Annotated in this window: 10 protein-coding genes and 1 rRNA gene; 5 read left to right on the top strand and 6 right to left on the bottom strand. The window is 48.7% G+C overall.

The features are described from left to right. Positions 1–274 precede the first annotated feature (274 nt). Positions 275–1,345: an MFS transporter gene (locus MJO57_RS07405; RefSeq protein WP_252024146.1), complete on the top strand. Its 1,071-nt coding sequence runs from the start codon at positions 275–277 to the stop codon at positions 1,343–1,345. 403 nt (positions 1,346–1,748) lie between these two features. On the opposite strand, the gene ilvM is transcribed toward MJO57_RS07405, so the two are convergent. The 3 genes from ilvM to MJO57_RS07395 all read right to left on the bottom strand — a co-directional run bounded on the left by ilvM (position 1,749) and on the right by MJO57_RS07395 (position 5,354). Beyond that, positions 1,749–2,009, bottom strand: coding sequence for an acetolactate synthase 2 small subunit (gene ilvM, locus MJO57_RS33175; protein WP_371924795.1), 261 nt, complete (start codon positions 2,007–2,009; stop codon positions 1,749–1,751). Then, positions 2,006–3,661: an acetolactate synthase 2 catalytic subunit gene (ilvG, locus tag MJO57_RS07400; RefSeq protein WP_252024144.1), complete on the bottom strand. Its 1,656-nt coding sequence runs from the start codon at positions 3,659–3,661 to the stop codon at positions 2,006–2,008. The genes ilvM and ilvG overlap by 4 nt, the downstream gene beginning before the upstream one ends. Positions 3,662–4,022: 361 nt before the next feature. Further along, positions 4,023–5,354, bottom strand: coding sequence for a BamA/TamA family outer membrane protein (locus tag MJO57_RS07395; RefSeq protein ID WP_252024142.1), 1,332 nt, complete (start codon positions 5,352–5,354; stop codon positions 4,023–4,025). A gap of 196 nt (positions 5,355–5,550) precedes the next feature. Here MJO57_RS07395 and MJO57_RS07390 point away from each other — a divergent pair, with 196 nt between their 5' ends. Next, positions 5,551–7,323, top strand: coding sequence for a SufS family cysteine desulfurase (locus MJO57_RS07390; RefSeq protein ID WP_252024140.1), 1,773 nt, complete (start codon positions 5,551–5,553; stop codon positions 7,321–7,323). Positions 7,324–7,429: 106 nt separating this feature from the next. Further along, positions 7,430–7,948 (top strand): hypothetical protein, encoded by a 519-nt coding sequence (locus MJO57_RS07385; protein WP_252024138.1) that lies wholly within the window; start codon positions 7,430–7,432, stop codon positions 7,946–7,948. Between the two features lie 95 nt (positions 7,949–8,043). Here MJO57_RS07385 and tcdA read toward each other — a convergent pair whose 3' ends face one another. The 3 genes from tcdA to MJO57_RS07370 form a co-directional block, all read right to left on the bottom strand. After that, on the bottom strand, positions 8,044–8,841 hold the full coding sequence (gene tcdA / locus MJO57_RS07380) for a tRNA cyclic N6-threonylcarbamoyladenosine(37) synthase TcdA (RefSeq protein WP_252024136.1): 798 nt from the start codon (positions 8,839–8,841) through the stop codon (positions 8,044–8,046). A gap of 58 nt (positions 8,842–8,899) precedes the next feature. Further along, the gene (locus tag MJO57_RS07375; RefSeq protein ID WP_252024134.1) at positions 8,900–9,925 is read right to left on the bottom strand and encodes an ankyrin repeat domain-containing protein; all 1,026 of its coding nucleotides are present in this window, start codon (positions 9,923–9,925) and stop codon (positions 8,900–8,902) included. 400 nt (positions 9,926–10,325) lie between these two features. Next, entirely contained in the window at positions 10,326–12,719 is a 2,394-nt protein-coding gene (locus MJO57_RS07370; RefSeq protein WP_252024132.1) for a Lon protease family protein, read from the bottom strand. 207 nt (positions 12,720–12,926) lie between these two features. Here MJO57_RS07370 and dacB point away from each other — a divergent pair, with 207 nt between their 5' ends. Beyond that, on the top strand, positions 12,927–14,336 hold the full coding sequence (gene dacB, locus MJO57_RS07365; protein WP_252024130.1) for a D-alanyl-D-alanine carboxypeptidase/D-alanyl-D-alanine-endopeptidase: 1,410 nt from the start codon (positions 12,927–12,929) through the stop codon (positions 14,334–14,336). 586 nt (positions 14,337–14,922) lie between these two features. Then, positions 14,923–16,474 (top strand): 16S ribosomal RNA (locus tag MJO57_RS07360). Positions 16,475–16,611 lie beyond the last annotated feature (137 nt).

The raw sequence follows: 16,611 nt of genomic DNA, 5'->3' as shown, positions 1-16,611 counted from the left end.
GTCAGGGATGGTTGTTACTGGCCGGTTATTCGCTAGCTTGCAGATAGACTGTGGTACTTTAGGCACTCCACAGTCGAGTATCAGTTCTATACTTAGCAAATTTTGTGATGAGCTGGTTTTCGGGTACATTGCCAGGAGCCTGGTCATGAATAGTCAGTCTATTCCCTGACAGCATTCCGGGCGATCACTTCTCGTTTTTAATCCCGCATTTCTTTATCTCTGGGGGTTGCCCCGTGTGAAGACAATTCCTACTGGCCGGGGCAGTATATCGCCCATGACTTTGCTGGCAATATGGTCTGTTTCAGCTATTACCTCGCTGCCCGGGCTGGCGGTTTCCCCCATTATCGGGCAACTGGATACCATCTTTACCAGCGTATCCAAAACAGAAATCCAGATGCTGACATCATTGCCTTCAATGTTGATCATCCCTTTTGTCCTACTGTCCGGAAAGCTGGCAGTGTCCGGGAACAAGCTGTTGATTCTGATAACCGGCCTGATGATCTTTATGGTCAGCAGCGTACTCTATTTCTTTGCTGAGAGTATTCATGCACTGTTGTACATCAGTCTGTTGCTGGGGGTTGGTGCAGGCATTGTTATTCCCCTGTCTACTAGCCTGATCAATGATTTTTTTGCCGGAAAGTATCGAATCCGCCAGTTTGGTATCAGCTCTTTCATCACTAATTTGACGCTGGTTTTAGCGACAGCCCTGACCGGATGGCTGGCCGGGATTAACTGGCACTATCCTTTTATTATTTATCTGTTACCTGGTGTTGCCATTGCCCTGTCTTATTTTTTAACCAGGCGTTATGTCCAGAAGTTTGCAAAATCATCACCGGGAGTTGGAAAGAAAGCTATCGATCATTTATCCGAAGAGTCAATAAAGCATGATCCCAAACCCATTCAGAAAAAACCGCTGGCCTGCGTCATGCTGCTTTATTTTCTGGCAACCACTATTGTTTTGATTATCCCATTTAATGTCCCTTTTTTAATTCAGGGGTATCATTTATCCAGCGTCTGGGCAGGGTGGATGTTATCTCTCTTTTTCCTTGCCATGATGCTGCCGGGACTTGTTGTTAAAGAGCTGGTTGATCATTTATCCAATTACACTACGGCCATATGTTTTGGGAGTATTGCCCTGGGACTGATAATGATCACGGCAACTCGTCATCCTGCCCTGACGGCCTTGGGAATATTTATCGTTGGTTTCAGTTACGGCGTTATCCAGCCGTTTATATACGATAAGACGTCATCGTTCTCCAACGTTCGTCAGGCTAATCTAACACTGGCTATGGTTATGTCGATGAACTATACGGCTATTGTATTATTTCCTTTAAGGCTCTTGTAGGATTTCAGACTGCTACTGGGTTGAACATTGCTGAAGCCCTTTATCTACAAAGGTTGTCAGCATATTGTCCGGTAATGTTGCTCAATCCTTGTTTTTCGTGACCTACAGTCAGTTTTCACTGTAGAGCAGTTCGTAATCAAAATAGAGCCTCCTTTAATTATGAACATTGTCGATTTTACCTTTCAAGCCGGAAGCAGTTCGCGGCTACCTTTTGGTTTTTTTGTACTGGTGTCAATACTAATGTGCCTGTCTTGTTTTTATAAACGTGACAGCGTCGCTTTGTCGGCAAAAGGAATATAGTAAACGTCAAATGGTTTCTATATCCCTCAACGCTCTACAAACAAATCCATAGTGAAAAGATATGACGGTTACCGGCCGGGCCGTGTAAGGCTGGCCGGGTGAATCAATAGCCGGTGGCAGCAGTATTTGACGCTACATCAACACATCTTAATGCGACCACATCATGGAGCTTCTCAACCTGGGTAATGAGCAGATGTGCCGGCCGACGGCTGGAGACGGTCATGGATAATTCAATTTTCTCACCGCAGTTTGATGGTGCCATGCTCATGCTGTTAAGAGTGAACCCCCGGTGCCTGATGACTCTGAGTACCCGTTCTACAACGTCTGGCTGTTGTTGGCATTGCAGATGTAACTGGAAACTCATGAGCGTTGCTCCAACATTTCGTGGTTAGCGGCTCCCGGCGGCACCAGGGGCCATACGTTTTCCATGGCATCGATACGCACGTGAAGCAGCCATGGACCGTTCACCTTCAACATCTCATCCAGGGCTGAATTCACTTCATCGCGAGTGGTTATGGTTCTGCCACCGATACCGAAGGCATTAGCCAGGGTAATAAAGTCGGGATTATCACAAAGGTCGGTTTCGCTGTAACGACCTTGATAAAATAGTTCCTGCCACTGGCGAACCATGCCCAGCTTCTGGTTATCCAGCAGTACTATTTTGATCGGCAGCTGTCTTCTTCTTATGGTGTTCAGTTCCTGAACATTCATCATGAATGAACCATCACCGGATACCAGAATGACGGTGTCTTTTGGCCGTGCCATGGCTGCACCGATGGCCGCAGGCAGACCAAAGCCCATGGTACCGAGACCGGCACTGGTCAAATGGTTACGGGTGTGGTGAAAGGCCATATGCTGGGCAACCCACATTTGATGCTGCCCGACATCGCAGCTGATGATGGCATTATCAGGCAACTGCCGGGATAACTGGTTGAGCAGATGTGGTGCATAAATATCGGTACCCGGTTTGTCGTATTGCCATTGATGTTCTGTTTTCAGTCGCTGACAGTGGCCAAGCCACTCCTTGACGGGCAATGCGATCGACAGTTCTGTCAGTACCCACTGCATGGGCTGATGAAAAACGACATTGGCAGCTCTGCGTTTGTGGACTTCTGCAGGGTCAATGTCGATGTGAATAACCTTCGCATCCGGGGCAAAGGTGTCCAGTTGTCCGGTCACCCGGTCATCGAAGCGCGCACCCACAACCATTAATAAGTCACACTGTTGTACTGCGGTGTTTGCTGCCCGGTTGCCATGCATGCCCAGCATGCCAAGATAACCATCGTTATCGGGGCTGACAGTACCCAGCCCTTTTAACGTGCAGACACTGGGCAGGCCAGTCGTTTGCAGAAAATAACGTAACGCTTCCGTAGCGTGAGCCATATTCACACCACCACCGATATAGGCAATGGGACGGGATGCTGATCGCATGAGCTCCAGAGCTTGATGAAGGTTTTCATGGTCGGTTTTGTCAGGGTGGTAACCATTCTCAACCAGGTCAAGCGGCGGGTGCCAGCTGGCGGGAGCCTGTTGTATATCTTTGGGAATATCCACGAGGACAGGCCCCGGTCGTCCGGAATTCGCCAGAGTGAATGCCTGATGAAGGGTTTGGCAGAGCATGTCTGGTTCGGTGACCAGAAAACTGTGCTTGGTGCAGGCCATGGAAAGCCCCAGGATATCGATCTCCTGAAAGGCATCGGTACCCATAGCATTAGTGGGTACCTGGCCGGTAATGGCAACAATGGGGACGGAATCCATCATGGCATCCGCCAGTGCAGTGATCAGGTTTGTTGCACCGGGGCCGGAGGTGGCAATACAGACACCGGTTCGGTGGCTTGAGCGGGCATACCCGATAGCGGAGAAACCGGCACCTTGTTCATGGCGGCAGAGAAGATGCTCAACAGGGGAGTCAAGAAGAGCGTCATACACCGGCATAATGGTACCACCGGGATAACCAAAAACGGTCTCAACACCTTGGTGAATCAGGGTTTGTACGATTGCTTCAGCACCATTCATATCGGTTACCCCCTGGCTGCCAGCTGTTGAGGGTAATGACTTCAGATAGTATGACAGGCAGGGTAATGACATTCAGGGCGATCAGGTTGAGCATGACTTTTCTCCTTCATCAGGCATAAAAAAACCCCCGGACCTTGCAGTGCGGGGGTTTTGTCGAAGCTGTTTCTTCAGTCCACAAAGCCACCCGCAGCGATAATAATCGCTACGTTGAGAATGACTGATTGGCTAAGGGCTGAAGACATCATTTGTTTGCCACGATTTGTTGGTAAGATTTAATTAAATAGTTAGTACAGAGTTTTATAGCACAGCATTATGTGCAGTGCCAGAAAGATGTTGCTAACCAAACCGTGACCCAGACCGGTTAAAAGGGCTGGTTCACGAAGACCCGGAAAAAAGTCTCTTCATCACCACTGGCAATTTCGGTTCTGACGACAATGCCCTCAACCCGGAACCGGATGCCGCCACCAACGCTGGTTTTCATGTCCTGATGCAACGCTTGCGCGTCGAAGTCATCCGCAACTCGCCCTGCATCCATGAACAGGGTCCATTGCCACCAGGGCATATCATAGAGTGGACCAATAATTGGCATGTCCTCCAGTGGTTGCCACTTGGGCATCATGCGATATTCGATGTTGTAGGAAACGGCTGAACGGCCATAAAAGCGGTCAGACCTATATCCGCGCAGTTTGTTCCAGCCACCGAGGTTTATGCCCGCAAAAGAAGGGGGGCGTCGGAAAACGTCTGCGCCATTAATGGTTGTGGTATCGTTCCATGTTGGCGTATCGGCTACCCACGCATTCAAGGCCAGCACCTGCTGGCTCATCAGGTCGTTGCTGCCCAGACTGAAAAATTTGCTGAATTCAAACTCAGCTGTGGACCAGTCCGGCCGGTCTTCACTGCCCCAGTCCCGGGTATAAGTGAAGGATGCCCGACTGCCACGGGTGGGCAAATGGCGGGAGTTACGATTGTCATACTCCAGAGTCAGCCGGATGCCCACGGACTTATCGGCTTCATTGCCCGGCTGGAACTCATCAAGTCGTTGACTCTGGTAATAGGGTTGCAGCTCCAGAGAGGTGATTCCGGTGGTTAATGGATTCCAGTGGGTTCTGCTGCTTTCATAGCCTCTGGTTTTTTTCGCCATGGCCGCAAGCGCACCGTCCTGACCATCACCGATCGGGAGGGTGTACTGGAAGCTAGCCTGATAATGTCGCTCACGTCCTCCGGCGCGGATTGAATTCTCAAGACTGGAATCATGACTCCCTGGTTGCTCATCGGGGTAGTTCGGGTTACCGGGCAGGAAGTAACTGGTTTCAGTCAGGCTGGATTCCAGCACACTGAAATCCATCTGCCAATGGTCGAGGCCGGGAACCATAACGTTATAAAGGCCCAGATAGCCCATTTTGGTGCCATTGCTTGAGCCAATCACGGTTCCGAACAGTGTCATCTGAGGCTGTATCAGACCTTTTACCACACCCGCTCCACCAAACGCCTTGCCCCAGTCTTCAGAACTGAAAAGAAACGGTATGCCAATGACCTCCTTATAAAGAGATCCTGATTCTCTACTGGCTGAATCATCAGCTGAAACAAGGCAGCTGTTCAATATAGCGAGAAGCCCCAGAGTTAATGTTCTGATTGTTCCAATCATTCCGCAAAAAAGTCCTGATATTCCATACTGGGTAGTGCTGACAATCATTTGAATGTTCGAATCGGCAGGTTTATTTGTTGGTATGTCACCAGAGCCTGAAGCGTTAATCAGCCAATGAATGCCTGAAGTAATGATTGATGTTCATGACTCGTATTATAAATACTTAGTGGGATATCTAAATACGGTATTGCCTCAGTTTATCTGCCCTTTAAAATGACCTGCTGATTTCAGGGGCATGCTTATCATGAAGGTCACTATGAAAGGCCAGGCCAACGCTGTATCCACTTTTCCGGATCTTGATAATATCCGGCAACAGTTTCCATTGCTGTCGCGGACAGTGCACGGTCAATCACTGGTATATCTTGATAATGCGGCAACCACACAGAAACCGGTGTCGGTTATTGAGTCGGTTGACCGGTATTATCGAGAGCAGAATGCTAATGTGCATCGGGCATCGCACTTCCTGAGCGGCTGCACGACTCACGCTTTTGAAGCAGCCAGAGAAACCACCCGCCACTTTCTTAATGCCCGCTTTGCACAAGAGATTATCTGGACCCGGGGAGCGACTGAAGCCATCAATCTGGTGGCCAACAGCTGGGGGCGGAGCCAGTTAACGTCTGGCGATGAGATTATCCTGAGTCGCCTTGAGCATCATGCCAATATCGTTCCCTGGCAACTGCTGGCTGAAGTAACCGGAGCTATCATCAGGGTTGTAGAGCTGGATGAGGCTGGCAATCTGGATAGGCAACACTTCCAGCAATTGCTGTCGGAGAAAACCAGGCTGGTGGCCATCGCTCATACATCCAATGCCATTGGTACGATTTTACCTGTTAAAGAACTTATTGCGCTTGCCCATCGTGTCGGTGCTCTGGTTTTGGTGGATGGTTCTCAGGCTGTTGCCCACCAGAAGGTCGATGTTCAAGCGTTGGGAGCCGACTTTTATGTGTTTTCCGGACATAAAGTCTATGGCCCCACGGGAATAGGTGTTTTGTACGGACGACGGGAGTTGTTGGAAAACATGCCGCCCTGGCAGGGTGGTGGCGAGATGATTGAGCGTGTCAGTTTTTCAGGCACTCGCTTTAACCACCTGCCTTTCAAATTTGAAGCAGGAACCCCCAATATTGTTGGTGCTATCGGGTTAGGCAAAGCGTTGGAGTTTTTGGCAGGTATCGATTTTGCCGCCCTGCATGCTCATGAATGTCAGCTGCGCACGCTGGTGGAGGAAGGATTATCCCGAATAAACGGCATCCGTTTGATTGGACAGGCAGAGCAGAAAGCGCCCGTAGTGTCATTTGTCTCCAGTGAACTTCATAATCAGGATATCGGGCTAATGCTTGATCAACAGGGAATAGCCGTTAGAACCGGCCATCATTGCACCATGCCTTTGATGGAGAGTCTGAATCTCAATGGCACTGTCAGAGCCTCTTTTGCCCTCTACAACACCGTAGATGAGGCCAATGCTTTTGTTGTTGCCATGGAGAAGCTCCATCACTCGCCAGTGTATGATGCTCACCCAGAGATGAAAAACAATAGAGGCGGCGTATCGGGCAATGCTCAGGCAATGATCAATGAGGTAAACGGTTTGCCAGAGATCTTTTGTCAGCAGGCTCCGGAACTTGTCGCGATAGCAAACCGGTTGAATGGGCTTTCAGGCTGGCAGGAACGCTATCGGCAGATCATGTTGCTGGGCAAAGAGCTGCCTGTGCTGTCGGGTGAATGGAGAAGCGATGATGCTCGACTGCATGGTTGTGAAAGTAGTGTCTGGCTGCATTACCACTATGATGATGAAACCATGCGCCTTTACTTTATTGCTGACTCCGACGCGAGAGTGATCCGGGGACTGATCGCTATTGTTCTGGCCGTATTCTCCGGTAGAACACCGGATGAGATTGCAAGAGAAGATATTGACCAGTGGTTCCGTGAGTTGGATCTGTTCAATCATTTGAGCCCATCCAGGGGCAATGGGCTCAAGGCGATTGTCAGAGAGATTCAGGCGATTGCCCATCGTTATCGCTGATGTGGTCGGATCATGACAATAGAGGCTGAACTTTATTTAAGGGGAGGAGTCTATGACCGCGTAATCAATTGAACCTTGATTTGGAACATTAGTTAGGAGTTGTGCCATGTTGCCATCTGAAAGTACAACGAGTCAGTGTTCTGCAAATGTTTTTACGGCTGCAGGTGGGGGAAAAAACGATAATAGTGGAGCTTCAGAAAGTTCCTTTGGCAGTCGTAAGGTGTGCATTGAAAAACTTGATAAGGCTTTACTTCTGAAGTGCCTTTATGATCATGGGCAAGGTAAAGGAGATATTTTGCCCAAAAAGACAGCATTTACAATGCAATTGCCCAAAGAGATGAGTATCGACGTTGCTAAAGAGCATATTGCTAAAAGGCAAACGGAGGATAAGGAGAGTACAACCCTCTATTTTGACTACGTTGATTGTAAGCCAATAAAAGCCAATATCGGTGGTGATTTTATGGATACCAGGAGGTACGACCAGTACCATGGCGTTGGTACAGCTAGAATAGCCATTGCATATGCAAGAGTTATGGATTGTTGTCAGAACATTACAGAGGGAAACCAACAGGTTAATCTTAATCAGGTTTTGCAAGAATATGACAACCTGACCCAAACTCGCTGAATCATGATCAGCTTTATTAAGGGGGCTGGAGTGACAATGACCAAATAGACTTGTATTTGGGTACTGGTTTATCAGGTAGTTTTGGGCAAGTTCTGTCAGGTTTTGGCTAATTTTTCAATAATCCGCGCGGCGGCAACAAAACCGAAGGTCGCAGTCACTGCGGTGGCCGCGCCAAAACCACTGGAACAGTCCATCTTCATTGAGCCTTCTCCCATTGGTTTGGTTTGGCAGATGGTGCCGTCAGCCTGTGGATAAACTGCCTGCTCTGTTGAAAATACGCAATCCACACCAAATTTCCGTTTGGAATTTTTGCTGAAGCCATGACGGTCACGAAGCTGATTACGTACTTTTCTTGCCAGAGGATTATGCAAGGTTTTGGTTAGATCGGTGATCTGAATCTGTGTCGGATCCATCTGTCCGCCAGCACCCCCGGTAGTAATGATTTTGATTTTGTTACGTTTGCAGTGAGCGATCAGTGCCGCCTTAACCCGGAAGCTGTCGATAGCATCCAGCACATAGTCAAACTCGTTGTTTATCAGTTCCTGAAGGTTGTCCTCCGTAATAAAGTCTTCAATAGTCTGACATTCACACTCAGGGTTTATCTGAGTGATGCGCTCGGCAATCACTTCAACTTTCGAACGACCAATGGTGTCCGTAAGCGCATGCAGCTGACGATTGATGTTCGTAACACAAATATCATCCAGATCGATCAGTGTGATTTTACCCACCGCCGTTCTGGCCAGAGCTTCTGCTGCCCAGGAGCCAACACCACCGATACCGATGACGCAGACATGGGATTGACGAAGTTTTTCAACGGCACTGTTGCCATATAAGCGGCGAATGCCGCCGAACCGGTCATTGAAGTGGGTACTGGGGGAAGAGACTGCTGGCATTGGAAACGTCTGAGGTAAAACATCACCGGCCGATTATACAACGCAAAGTGATACAGTTTTAATCAAATTTTGCCCTGGTGTTTGGGAACAGTTCTGTTTGAACGGAACGCAGCTCATGCAGAATTTTCTGGTTTCTCTGCCATTGATTATGATTATAAGAAAGAACAAATTGAGGTGGTTCCTTATGGTCATAAAAGGGTTCAAAGGTCGCACCTTTACTGATCAGCAGGCGGGTAAGCCTATTATCCCCTGTTCCATCCCATTGCACTGCCTTGCAAATTGGCTTCGGAGCACCTCTGTTAGGGTCAGCACCGTATTCGAGTAACAACTCTAACTCGGCAAAACGGTTACGGCTTGCAGCACAGGCTAAGGGAGTGCAATCATCCGACTCAGGCGCAATACCTCCATTTGGGTCAGCTCCTGCTTTAAGCAATGTACTAATCACTTCTTGGCAATACCTTCCCGAATCAAGCGAAGAGAGCATTACATCCAATAACGATTCAGATTTATGCGCCAATAATAATTCGCAGGCTTTTACATTTTGGCTGGCAGCACAAAAGCCCAATGCATTCCAATTATTGCCACCATAAAATGAAAAATTGACATTCAGATGCGGACTGTGCGGTACGGGGTAAATTTTATCGATATTGGCACCGTTTTCCACGAGTGCCGCAACAACCTCTCGATAATGATGATAGACAGCGTAGCACAGTGGAGTCCAGCAACCGGTACTTGGTGAGTCAAAACCGGTATTTGGATTAATTTTATGGGTTTTAATTAATGTATTGATTTTAACAATATCTTGCGACTTAACCGCCTTCCATAATTCAATTGGAGCGGGTGCCTCGCTTCGACTCCGACTGACTTGTCTGGCAGTGATACTGGTTGGGTCACCGGGAAGGCTTTGTTTTTGACGGTGCAAATAAGGGACCTTATCCGGAAGTGACTGTACCCCGTAATGTTCAGTTTCAGGCAAGGCATGACCTGAAGCGGCTGGGGTCTCAGTGGGTGGGTAGTTTGGGGTTAATGAGGAAGCAACATTAGGCAATAAGGGATTCGACATGTTGTTCACCTGTTCATCCAAAAATCTGTCGGATTTAACGCTGAACCGACAGCAACAGCGCTTGCCTTGATCTGGCTATTCATAAACGCCGTCGAGCGATTAAAGTTGGATTTGGCCATTTTTGTCGCTTTTCATTGAGTTGAACTACGGTTCAATGGCCTCAAATTAACATAAAGAAAGAACCGGAGCGCACCACTTATTGCAACAGTCAATTAAGTCCGACAGGCTCTAAATTTTAATTAATGCTATGACTCTGACCTCTTTAATAAAGTTCCCCGGTAATGCGATCCAGGTCCGTGTTAAGTAGCCAGAAATATATGATTTCATATGGTTAGCTACTTATTTCCTTGATCTGAATTAACCGGAAAACAAAACAGCCAGACAAGAGTCTGGCTGTTTTGTATAAGTGCAGCCCATTTACTTAATTGGGGTTTTCCTTGGTCAGCTCGGCGATTTCTTTCAGGCGTTCCAGTACTTTCTGGTTGATGGAGCCTTTTGGGTAATTGCCTTTACTGTTCATGACACCTGGTCGGTGGCCGGTCAGTAGCTCAAGTGCTTCTTCAACGTGGGAAACGGCATAAACATTAAACTTCTTGGCTTTCACCGCATCCACAACCTTACTGTGCAGCATCAGGTTACGAACGTTCGCCTGAGGGATAATCACTCCCTGCTCGCCGGTCAGGCCTCTGGCATTACAGAGATCAAAGAAGCCTTCTATTTTCTCGTTTACGCCACCAATGGCCTGAACTTCACCGTGCTGGTTCATTGAGCCGGTTACCGCAAAACACTGTTTGATCGGGGTGTTGGTCAGTGCTGAAAGCAGACAGCATAGCTCTGCCATGGACGCACTGTCGCCATCGATATAACCGTAAGACTGCTCCATGGCCAGACTGGCAGAGATCGCCAGGGGGAATTTTTGTGCATAACGGCTGCCAAGATAACCGGTCAGGATCATGACTCCCTTCGAGTGAATAGCCTGACCCAAGGCTACCTCGCGCTCTATGTCAACAATACCCTGGCTACCGGGATAAACCGCGGCCGTAATTCGGGCGGGAGAGCCAAAACAGGCATCACCCACGGAGAGCACCGTTAACCCATTGATCTTGCCAATCTGTTCGCCATCAGTATCAATCAGGATGCTGCCTTCCAGCATATCATCCAGAATCTGCTTGCTGACCCGGCCAGTACGCTCAGCTTTGGCATCCAGTGCCCGATCGATATGCTCGTGGTTGATTTTACGGCCATTACTGGTTCGTCGAATAAAGTCAGCCTCGGCCAGCAAATCAAAGAGTTCACCGATTTTTGCTGATAGCTGAGTCTGATTTTCGGTCATCCGGGAGCTTTGCTCCACCATCCGGGCAACGGCGGATGCAGACAGTGGCGGATAGTTTTCATCAGCCGCACGATTTTTTAGCAGCTGGGCAAACGCCCGGACGGTTTCAGTGGAGCGTGGCAGCTGGTCATCAAAGTCCACCAGTACCCGGAACATCTCGTGGAAATCCGGGTCAAGTTGCTGCAGGATGTAATAAATATCCCGGGATCCGACCAGAATCACTTTTACATGCAGTGGAATAATTTCCGGAGTCAGGGTGATGGTATTCATCAGGCCCATCTCGGAATAAGGGGATTCAATTTTCAACTGCCGCTCTTTCAGAGCACGTTTCAACGCTTCCCAGACGAAGGGCTCTTCCAGAAGCTTGTTGGCTTCCAGCAATAGATAACCACCATTGGCCTGGTGCAGAGAACCGGGGCAGATTTGCCGGAAGTTGGTCACCAGGGCTCCCATCTCACTGGCGTATTCTATTCGGCCAAAGAGGTTCTTGTAGTTGGGATGAGACTCATAGATCACCGGTGCCGCCGCATCATTCTTATGGCCAACCACAAGATTGGGTGAATAGAGTTCTTCCAGTGCAGACCGTTTGCTGGCATCTTCTTTGGACTCCATTACCCGATCATCGGCCAGGTATTCAATCACCGTTCGGTGCAGATGCTGTTTGACGGCTTCCAGGTAATCCAGAAGATTCTGTTCTTTGCTGTATTTTTTCAGTATTGGTTTCAGCAGCGGAGCCAGAGCCTGGTCTATGGTGTCCTGATTCAGGTCTTGCAGCTTTTCGTTGGATTCCCGCTTCCACTGTGGCAGTTCAACCAGTGACTCATTCAGTCGCGTTTCCAGTTCACTGATATCGTTATTGAACTTTTCCCGCTTTTTATCCGGCAATTGAGCAAACTCGGTTTCATCCATCGCTTTGCCACCCGACATGGGCGTGAAGCTTAATGCGCCGGTGTCCCGGTATAAGGCGATATCTCTTTTTAGCGCTTCCTGTTCAATTTGATCAATGGCCTGGTCATAACGTTTATTAAAACTACGCTCAATGGCAGTTTTCTTTTGCTGATAAGTGGGGTTTTCAAAGGCCGCTGGAAAGGTCATCAGAAGCTTGTCAATAAAACTCTCGAAGTCCTTTTGAAGGTCGCTGCCCAGACCTGCGGGCAATTTCAGGGCTTTTGGCTCACGGGGATTGTCAAAGTTATTGACGTAGGCCCAGTCATCAGAGGAACTCTGCCTCTTGGCTTCTGTCTCAAGGTACTTACGGAGATAGGACATCCGACCGGTGCCGGACTCACCCATGACATAGATGTTATAGCCCGAGCGGTGCATGGCGACACCAAACTGAATCGCACTGGTGGCTCGCTCCTGGCCCAGGATACCGACGTAACTTTCCAGTTCTTCTGTGGACTTGAAACCCAAATCCTTCACTGGTTGCTTGGCGATGAGCTGATTCGCTGTTAGTTTGAGTTTTTTCACAAGTCTTGCCATTTCCCGCAAAATGCTTTCACCATGGGAGTTAAGTGAAGCTTTTGTTATAAAAAAAGTGGTCAACGATTTTCTTTTGCAGACCCTATAGTACTCTCATTAATAGTACTCTCATTAAAAAGGTTTGTCGGCCTTGGAGCCAGTGTGTTGATCTGTGAATCTTTAAATTGCATAGTGATTTTATTGTTGTCAGTGGTTGCAGAGCTTTTTATGAACTTCTGGAAAAAATGTCTGCCCAGCATCCTTATTACTTTTGGCGCTAACCAGGGGGTTGCGTCCATTGACGATGACCTTGACCGACTGATCTCCACATTACCACCCGGACATATTCATTCCATTAAAGTCATTGAAGCTGAAACTGGGAAAGTGCTGTTTGACCGGAATAGCAGCTTTAACCTGCTACCAGCAAGCACGGTCAAAGCCATCACTGCCATCTCAGCTTATCGGGTGCTGGGCGATGAGTACAGATACCAAACCTCCTTATTGAGTAACAAGCCTTTGTCAGAAGGGAAGGTATATGCCGGAGATCTGGTTTTAAGGTTTTCAGGTGATCCTTCGCTGACAAGGGCGGATCTTTCTGCATTGCTGGGAAAACTTAATGATAAGGGGGTGAAGGTAATACGGGGCACTATCTGGCTTGATGGCTCTGTCTATGATGGATACCCAAGGGCCGGTGGTGCGAGCTGGGATGACCATAATATCTGCTTTGCCGCGCCAGTCAGTGCGATGATACTGGATCGTAACTGTTTTTTTGGCTGGCTGGTGCCTTCTGGAAAAGAGGGGCAGCTGTCAAAGATGGTTTACGATGAGCCACAATGGCAGCTCTCCATTGATAATCGAGTAGCGATTAGAAAAAGCCCGCCCCATGAGTCAAACGGTTGTGTTCAGGAAGTTTGGCCATCATCAAAACATGAGTACCGTCTGGAAGGGTGTATTGCCTCTGATGCCAAACCAATGCGCATGGCATTTTCAGTGCGTGACCCGGAGCGGGCTGCAGCAAGGTTTGTTGAGTCGTTTTTGCAGGCGAATAACATCAAACTTGAAGGCAGGATTGTGATTGAAAAACCACAAGGTGATTTTAAATGGCTTGTGGCCAGTCATCATTCCGTACCTGTTCCGGATCTTTTACAGCGAGTACTGGATAAATCAGACAATCTATACGCTGATAGTCTGCTGAAAACCATAGGGTCATCGGTAAAGGGTGAAAAGGGCTCTTATTCTTCAGGCACTGAGGCAGTTCTGGCCATGTTAAAGGAAGAGGGTGTTGACTTGACCAGGGGTAGATTGGTGGATGGTTCAGGGTTGTCCCGATATAACATGCTCAGTGCTGATAACTTTACTGAAGTGTTGCAGACCGGTTGGAGAAGCTGGAGGGAGAGTGCGCCCTGGCTGGCCTCACGAGAAGATGAGCGTCGCTGGCTGAAAACTGGCCACATGAGTGGGGTAAACAGTATGGTGGGTTATGCCTTTCCGGAAAATAGTGCACCTTTGATATTTGCTGTACTGCTGAATGGGCTGAGACCGGTTCAGCCAGCGACGAATGAAGAGAAAAGAGCATTTCATCAGGAAATCAGACTATTCCACCGGGCATTTCTTGAGCGACTGACGGATACTCGATAAAGCAACAGTCAGCCTGTTGGTAACTTGTCGTATATTGTTCTGAAAATTAAATGATGGAGTATTGCCTTCATCCGTTTTCTCTTTATAATACATGGCTCTTCTAAGGGCACTCACAAAAGATTGTCAGGGATCAGCGGAATAAACCTTCATCGCTGACCCGGAAGTGCGGTTTGAAAACAGGTTGTTTGGATTGAATGAAAAACAATCGGTTGACAAATCAAACCGGCGCGGTAAGATGCGCCTCCGCTGACAGGGCTTGAGAGCGACGTTAGCGAGTTGGAAAGCTTCTTTCTTCTTCGGAAAACGAATGCTTGACAACGAAAGCCGTCACGGTAAGATAAGCGGCCTTGCTGATCGGCGCTGACTGCTGAATCAGCGATTAAATCACCACGATTTAATCAGTTCTTTAACAAGATATCAGACAATTCGTGTGGGCGCTTGTGCGATGGCATCGGTAACAAAGCTTCGGCTTTGAACACTTTAAGATGCTTAATTGATCAAGCGAACATACCTGTAAATTCATGTACGTTTAATTGTGACATTGAGCCGTTGTTTTGTTCTTCGGAATAAAATGACAAACCGATTTAAACTGAAGAGTTTGATCATGGCTCAGATTGAACGCTGGCGGCAGGCCTAACACATGCAAGTCGAGCGGTAGCGGGAAGAGCTTGCTCTTTGCCGACGAGCGGCGGACGGGTGCGTAACACGTAGGAATCTGCCTGGTAGTGGGGGATAGCCCGGAGAAATCCGGATTAATACCGCATACGCACTAGCTCTTCAAGAGCGGTGGAAAGGAGGGGATCTTCGGACCTTTCGCTATCAGATGAGCCTGCGTCGGATTAGCTGGTTGGTGGGGTAAAGGCCTACCAAGGCGACGATCCGTAGCTGGTCTGAGAGGATGATCAGCCACACTGGGACTGAGACACGGCCCAGACTCCTACGGGAGGCAGCAGTGGGGAATATTGCACAATGGGCGAAAGCCTGATGCAGCCATGCCGCGTGTGTGAAGAAGGCCCTAGGGTTGTAAAGCACTTTCAGTGGGGAGGAAAGGTTGCTGGTTAATACCCAGCAGCTGTGACGTTACCCACAGAAGAAGCACCGGCTAACTCCGTGCCAGCAGCCCGGTAATACGGAGGGTGCGAGCGTTAATCGGAATTACTGGGCGTAAAGCGTGCGTAGGCGGCTACCTAAGTTGGATGTGAAAGCCCCGGGCTCAACCTGGGAACTGCATCCAAAACTGGGTGGCTAGAGTACGGGAGAGGAGTGTGGAATTTCCTGTGTAGCGGTGAAATGCGTAGATATAGGAAGGAACACCAGTGGCGAAGGCGACACTCTGGCCTGATACTGACGCTGAGGTACGAAAGCGTGGGGAGCAAACAGGATTAGATACCCTGGTAGTCCACGCCGTAAACGATGTCTACTAGTTGTCGGTTGTCTTGTACGACTGGTAACGCAGCTAACGCGATAAGTAGACCGCCTGGGGAGTACGGCCGCAAGGTTAAAACTCAAATGAATTGACGGGGGCCCGCACAAGCGGTGGAGCATGTGGTTTAATTCGAAGCAACGCGAAGAACCTTACCTGGCCTTGACATCCTGCGAACTTTCTAGAGATAGATTGGTGCCTTCGGGAACGCAGAGACAGGTGCTGCATGGCTGTCGTCAGCTCGTGTCGTGAGATGTTGGGTTAAGTCCCGCAACGAGCGCAACCCTTGTCCTCAGTTACCAGCACGTGATGGTGGGCACTCTGGGGAGACTGCCGGTGACAAACCGGAGGAAGGTGGGGACGACGTCAAGTCATCATGGCCCTTAAGGCCAGGGCTACACACGTGCTACAATGGTGCATACAGACGGTTGCCAAGCCGCGAGGTGGAGCTAATCTGAGAAAGTGCATCGTAGTCCGGATTGGAGTCTGCAACTCGACTCCATGAAGTCGGAATCGCTAGTAATCGTGAATCAGAATGTCACGGTGAATACGTTCCCGGGCCTTGTACACACCGCCCGTCACACCATGGGAGTGGGTTGCTCCAGAAGTAGTTAGTCTAACCCTCGGGAGGACGATTACCACGGAGTGATTCATGACTGGGGTGAAGTCGTAACAAGGTAGCCCTAGGGGAACCTGGGGCTGGATCACCTCCTTAATTGATACTAACCAACCGCCGTCCATAAGCGTTCACACGAATTGTTTGATAATAAAACTGCATTCGCAGTTATGTCATTGTTCTTTAAAATGTGGAATCCAAATTAAGCTGAATTGATTTAGAAACTTCGGTTTTTA

This window comes from Endozoicomonas sp. SCSIO W0465 (genome assembly GCF_023716865.1).
Taxonomy (GTDB): Bacteria; Pseudomonadota; Gammaproteobacteria; order Pseudomonadales; family Endozoicomonadaceae; genus Endozoicomonas.
This window is presented reverse-complemented; position numbering and strand designations above follow the sequence as displayed.

Excerpts from the sequence above, each read along its gene's own strand:
- MJO57_RS07405 (WP_252024146.1), top strand. The coding sequence starts at position 275 with ATGACTTTGCTGGCAATATGGTCTGTTTCAGCTATTACCTCGCTGCCC.
- ilvM (WP_371924795.1), bottom strand. The coding sequence starts at position 2,009 with ATGAGTTTCCAGTTACATCTGCAATGCCAACAACAGCCAGACGTTGTA.
- ilvG (WP_252024144.1), bottom strand. The coding sequence starts at position 3,661 with ATGAATGGTGCTGAAGCAATCGTACAAACCCTGATTCACCAAGGTGTT.
- MJO57_RS07395 (WP_252024142.1), bottom strand. The coding sequence starts at position 5,354 with ATGATTGTCAGCACTACCCAGTATGGAATATCAGGACTTTTTTGCGGA.
- MJO57_RS07390 (WP_252024140.1), top strand. The coding sequence starts at position 5,551 with ATGAAGGTCACTATGAAAGGCCAGGCCAACGCTGTATCCACTTTTCCG.
- MJO57_RS07385 (WP_252024138.1), top strand. The coding sequence starts at position 7,430 with ATGTTGCCATCTGAAAGTACAACGAGTCAGTGTTCTGCAAATGTTTTT.
- tcdA (WP_252024136.1), bottom strand. The coding sequence starts at position 8,841 with ATGCCAGCAGTCTCTTCCCCCAGTACCCACTTCAATGACCGGTTCGGC.
- MJO57_RS07370 (WP_252024132.1), bottom strand. The coding sequence starts at position 12,719 with ATGGCAAGACTTGTGAAAAAACTCAAACTAACAGCGAATCAGCTCATC.
- dacB (WP_252024130.1), top strand. The coding sequence starts at position 12,927 with ATGAACTTCTGGAAAAAATGTCTGCCCAGCATCCTTATTACTTTTGGC.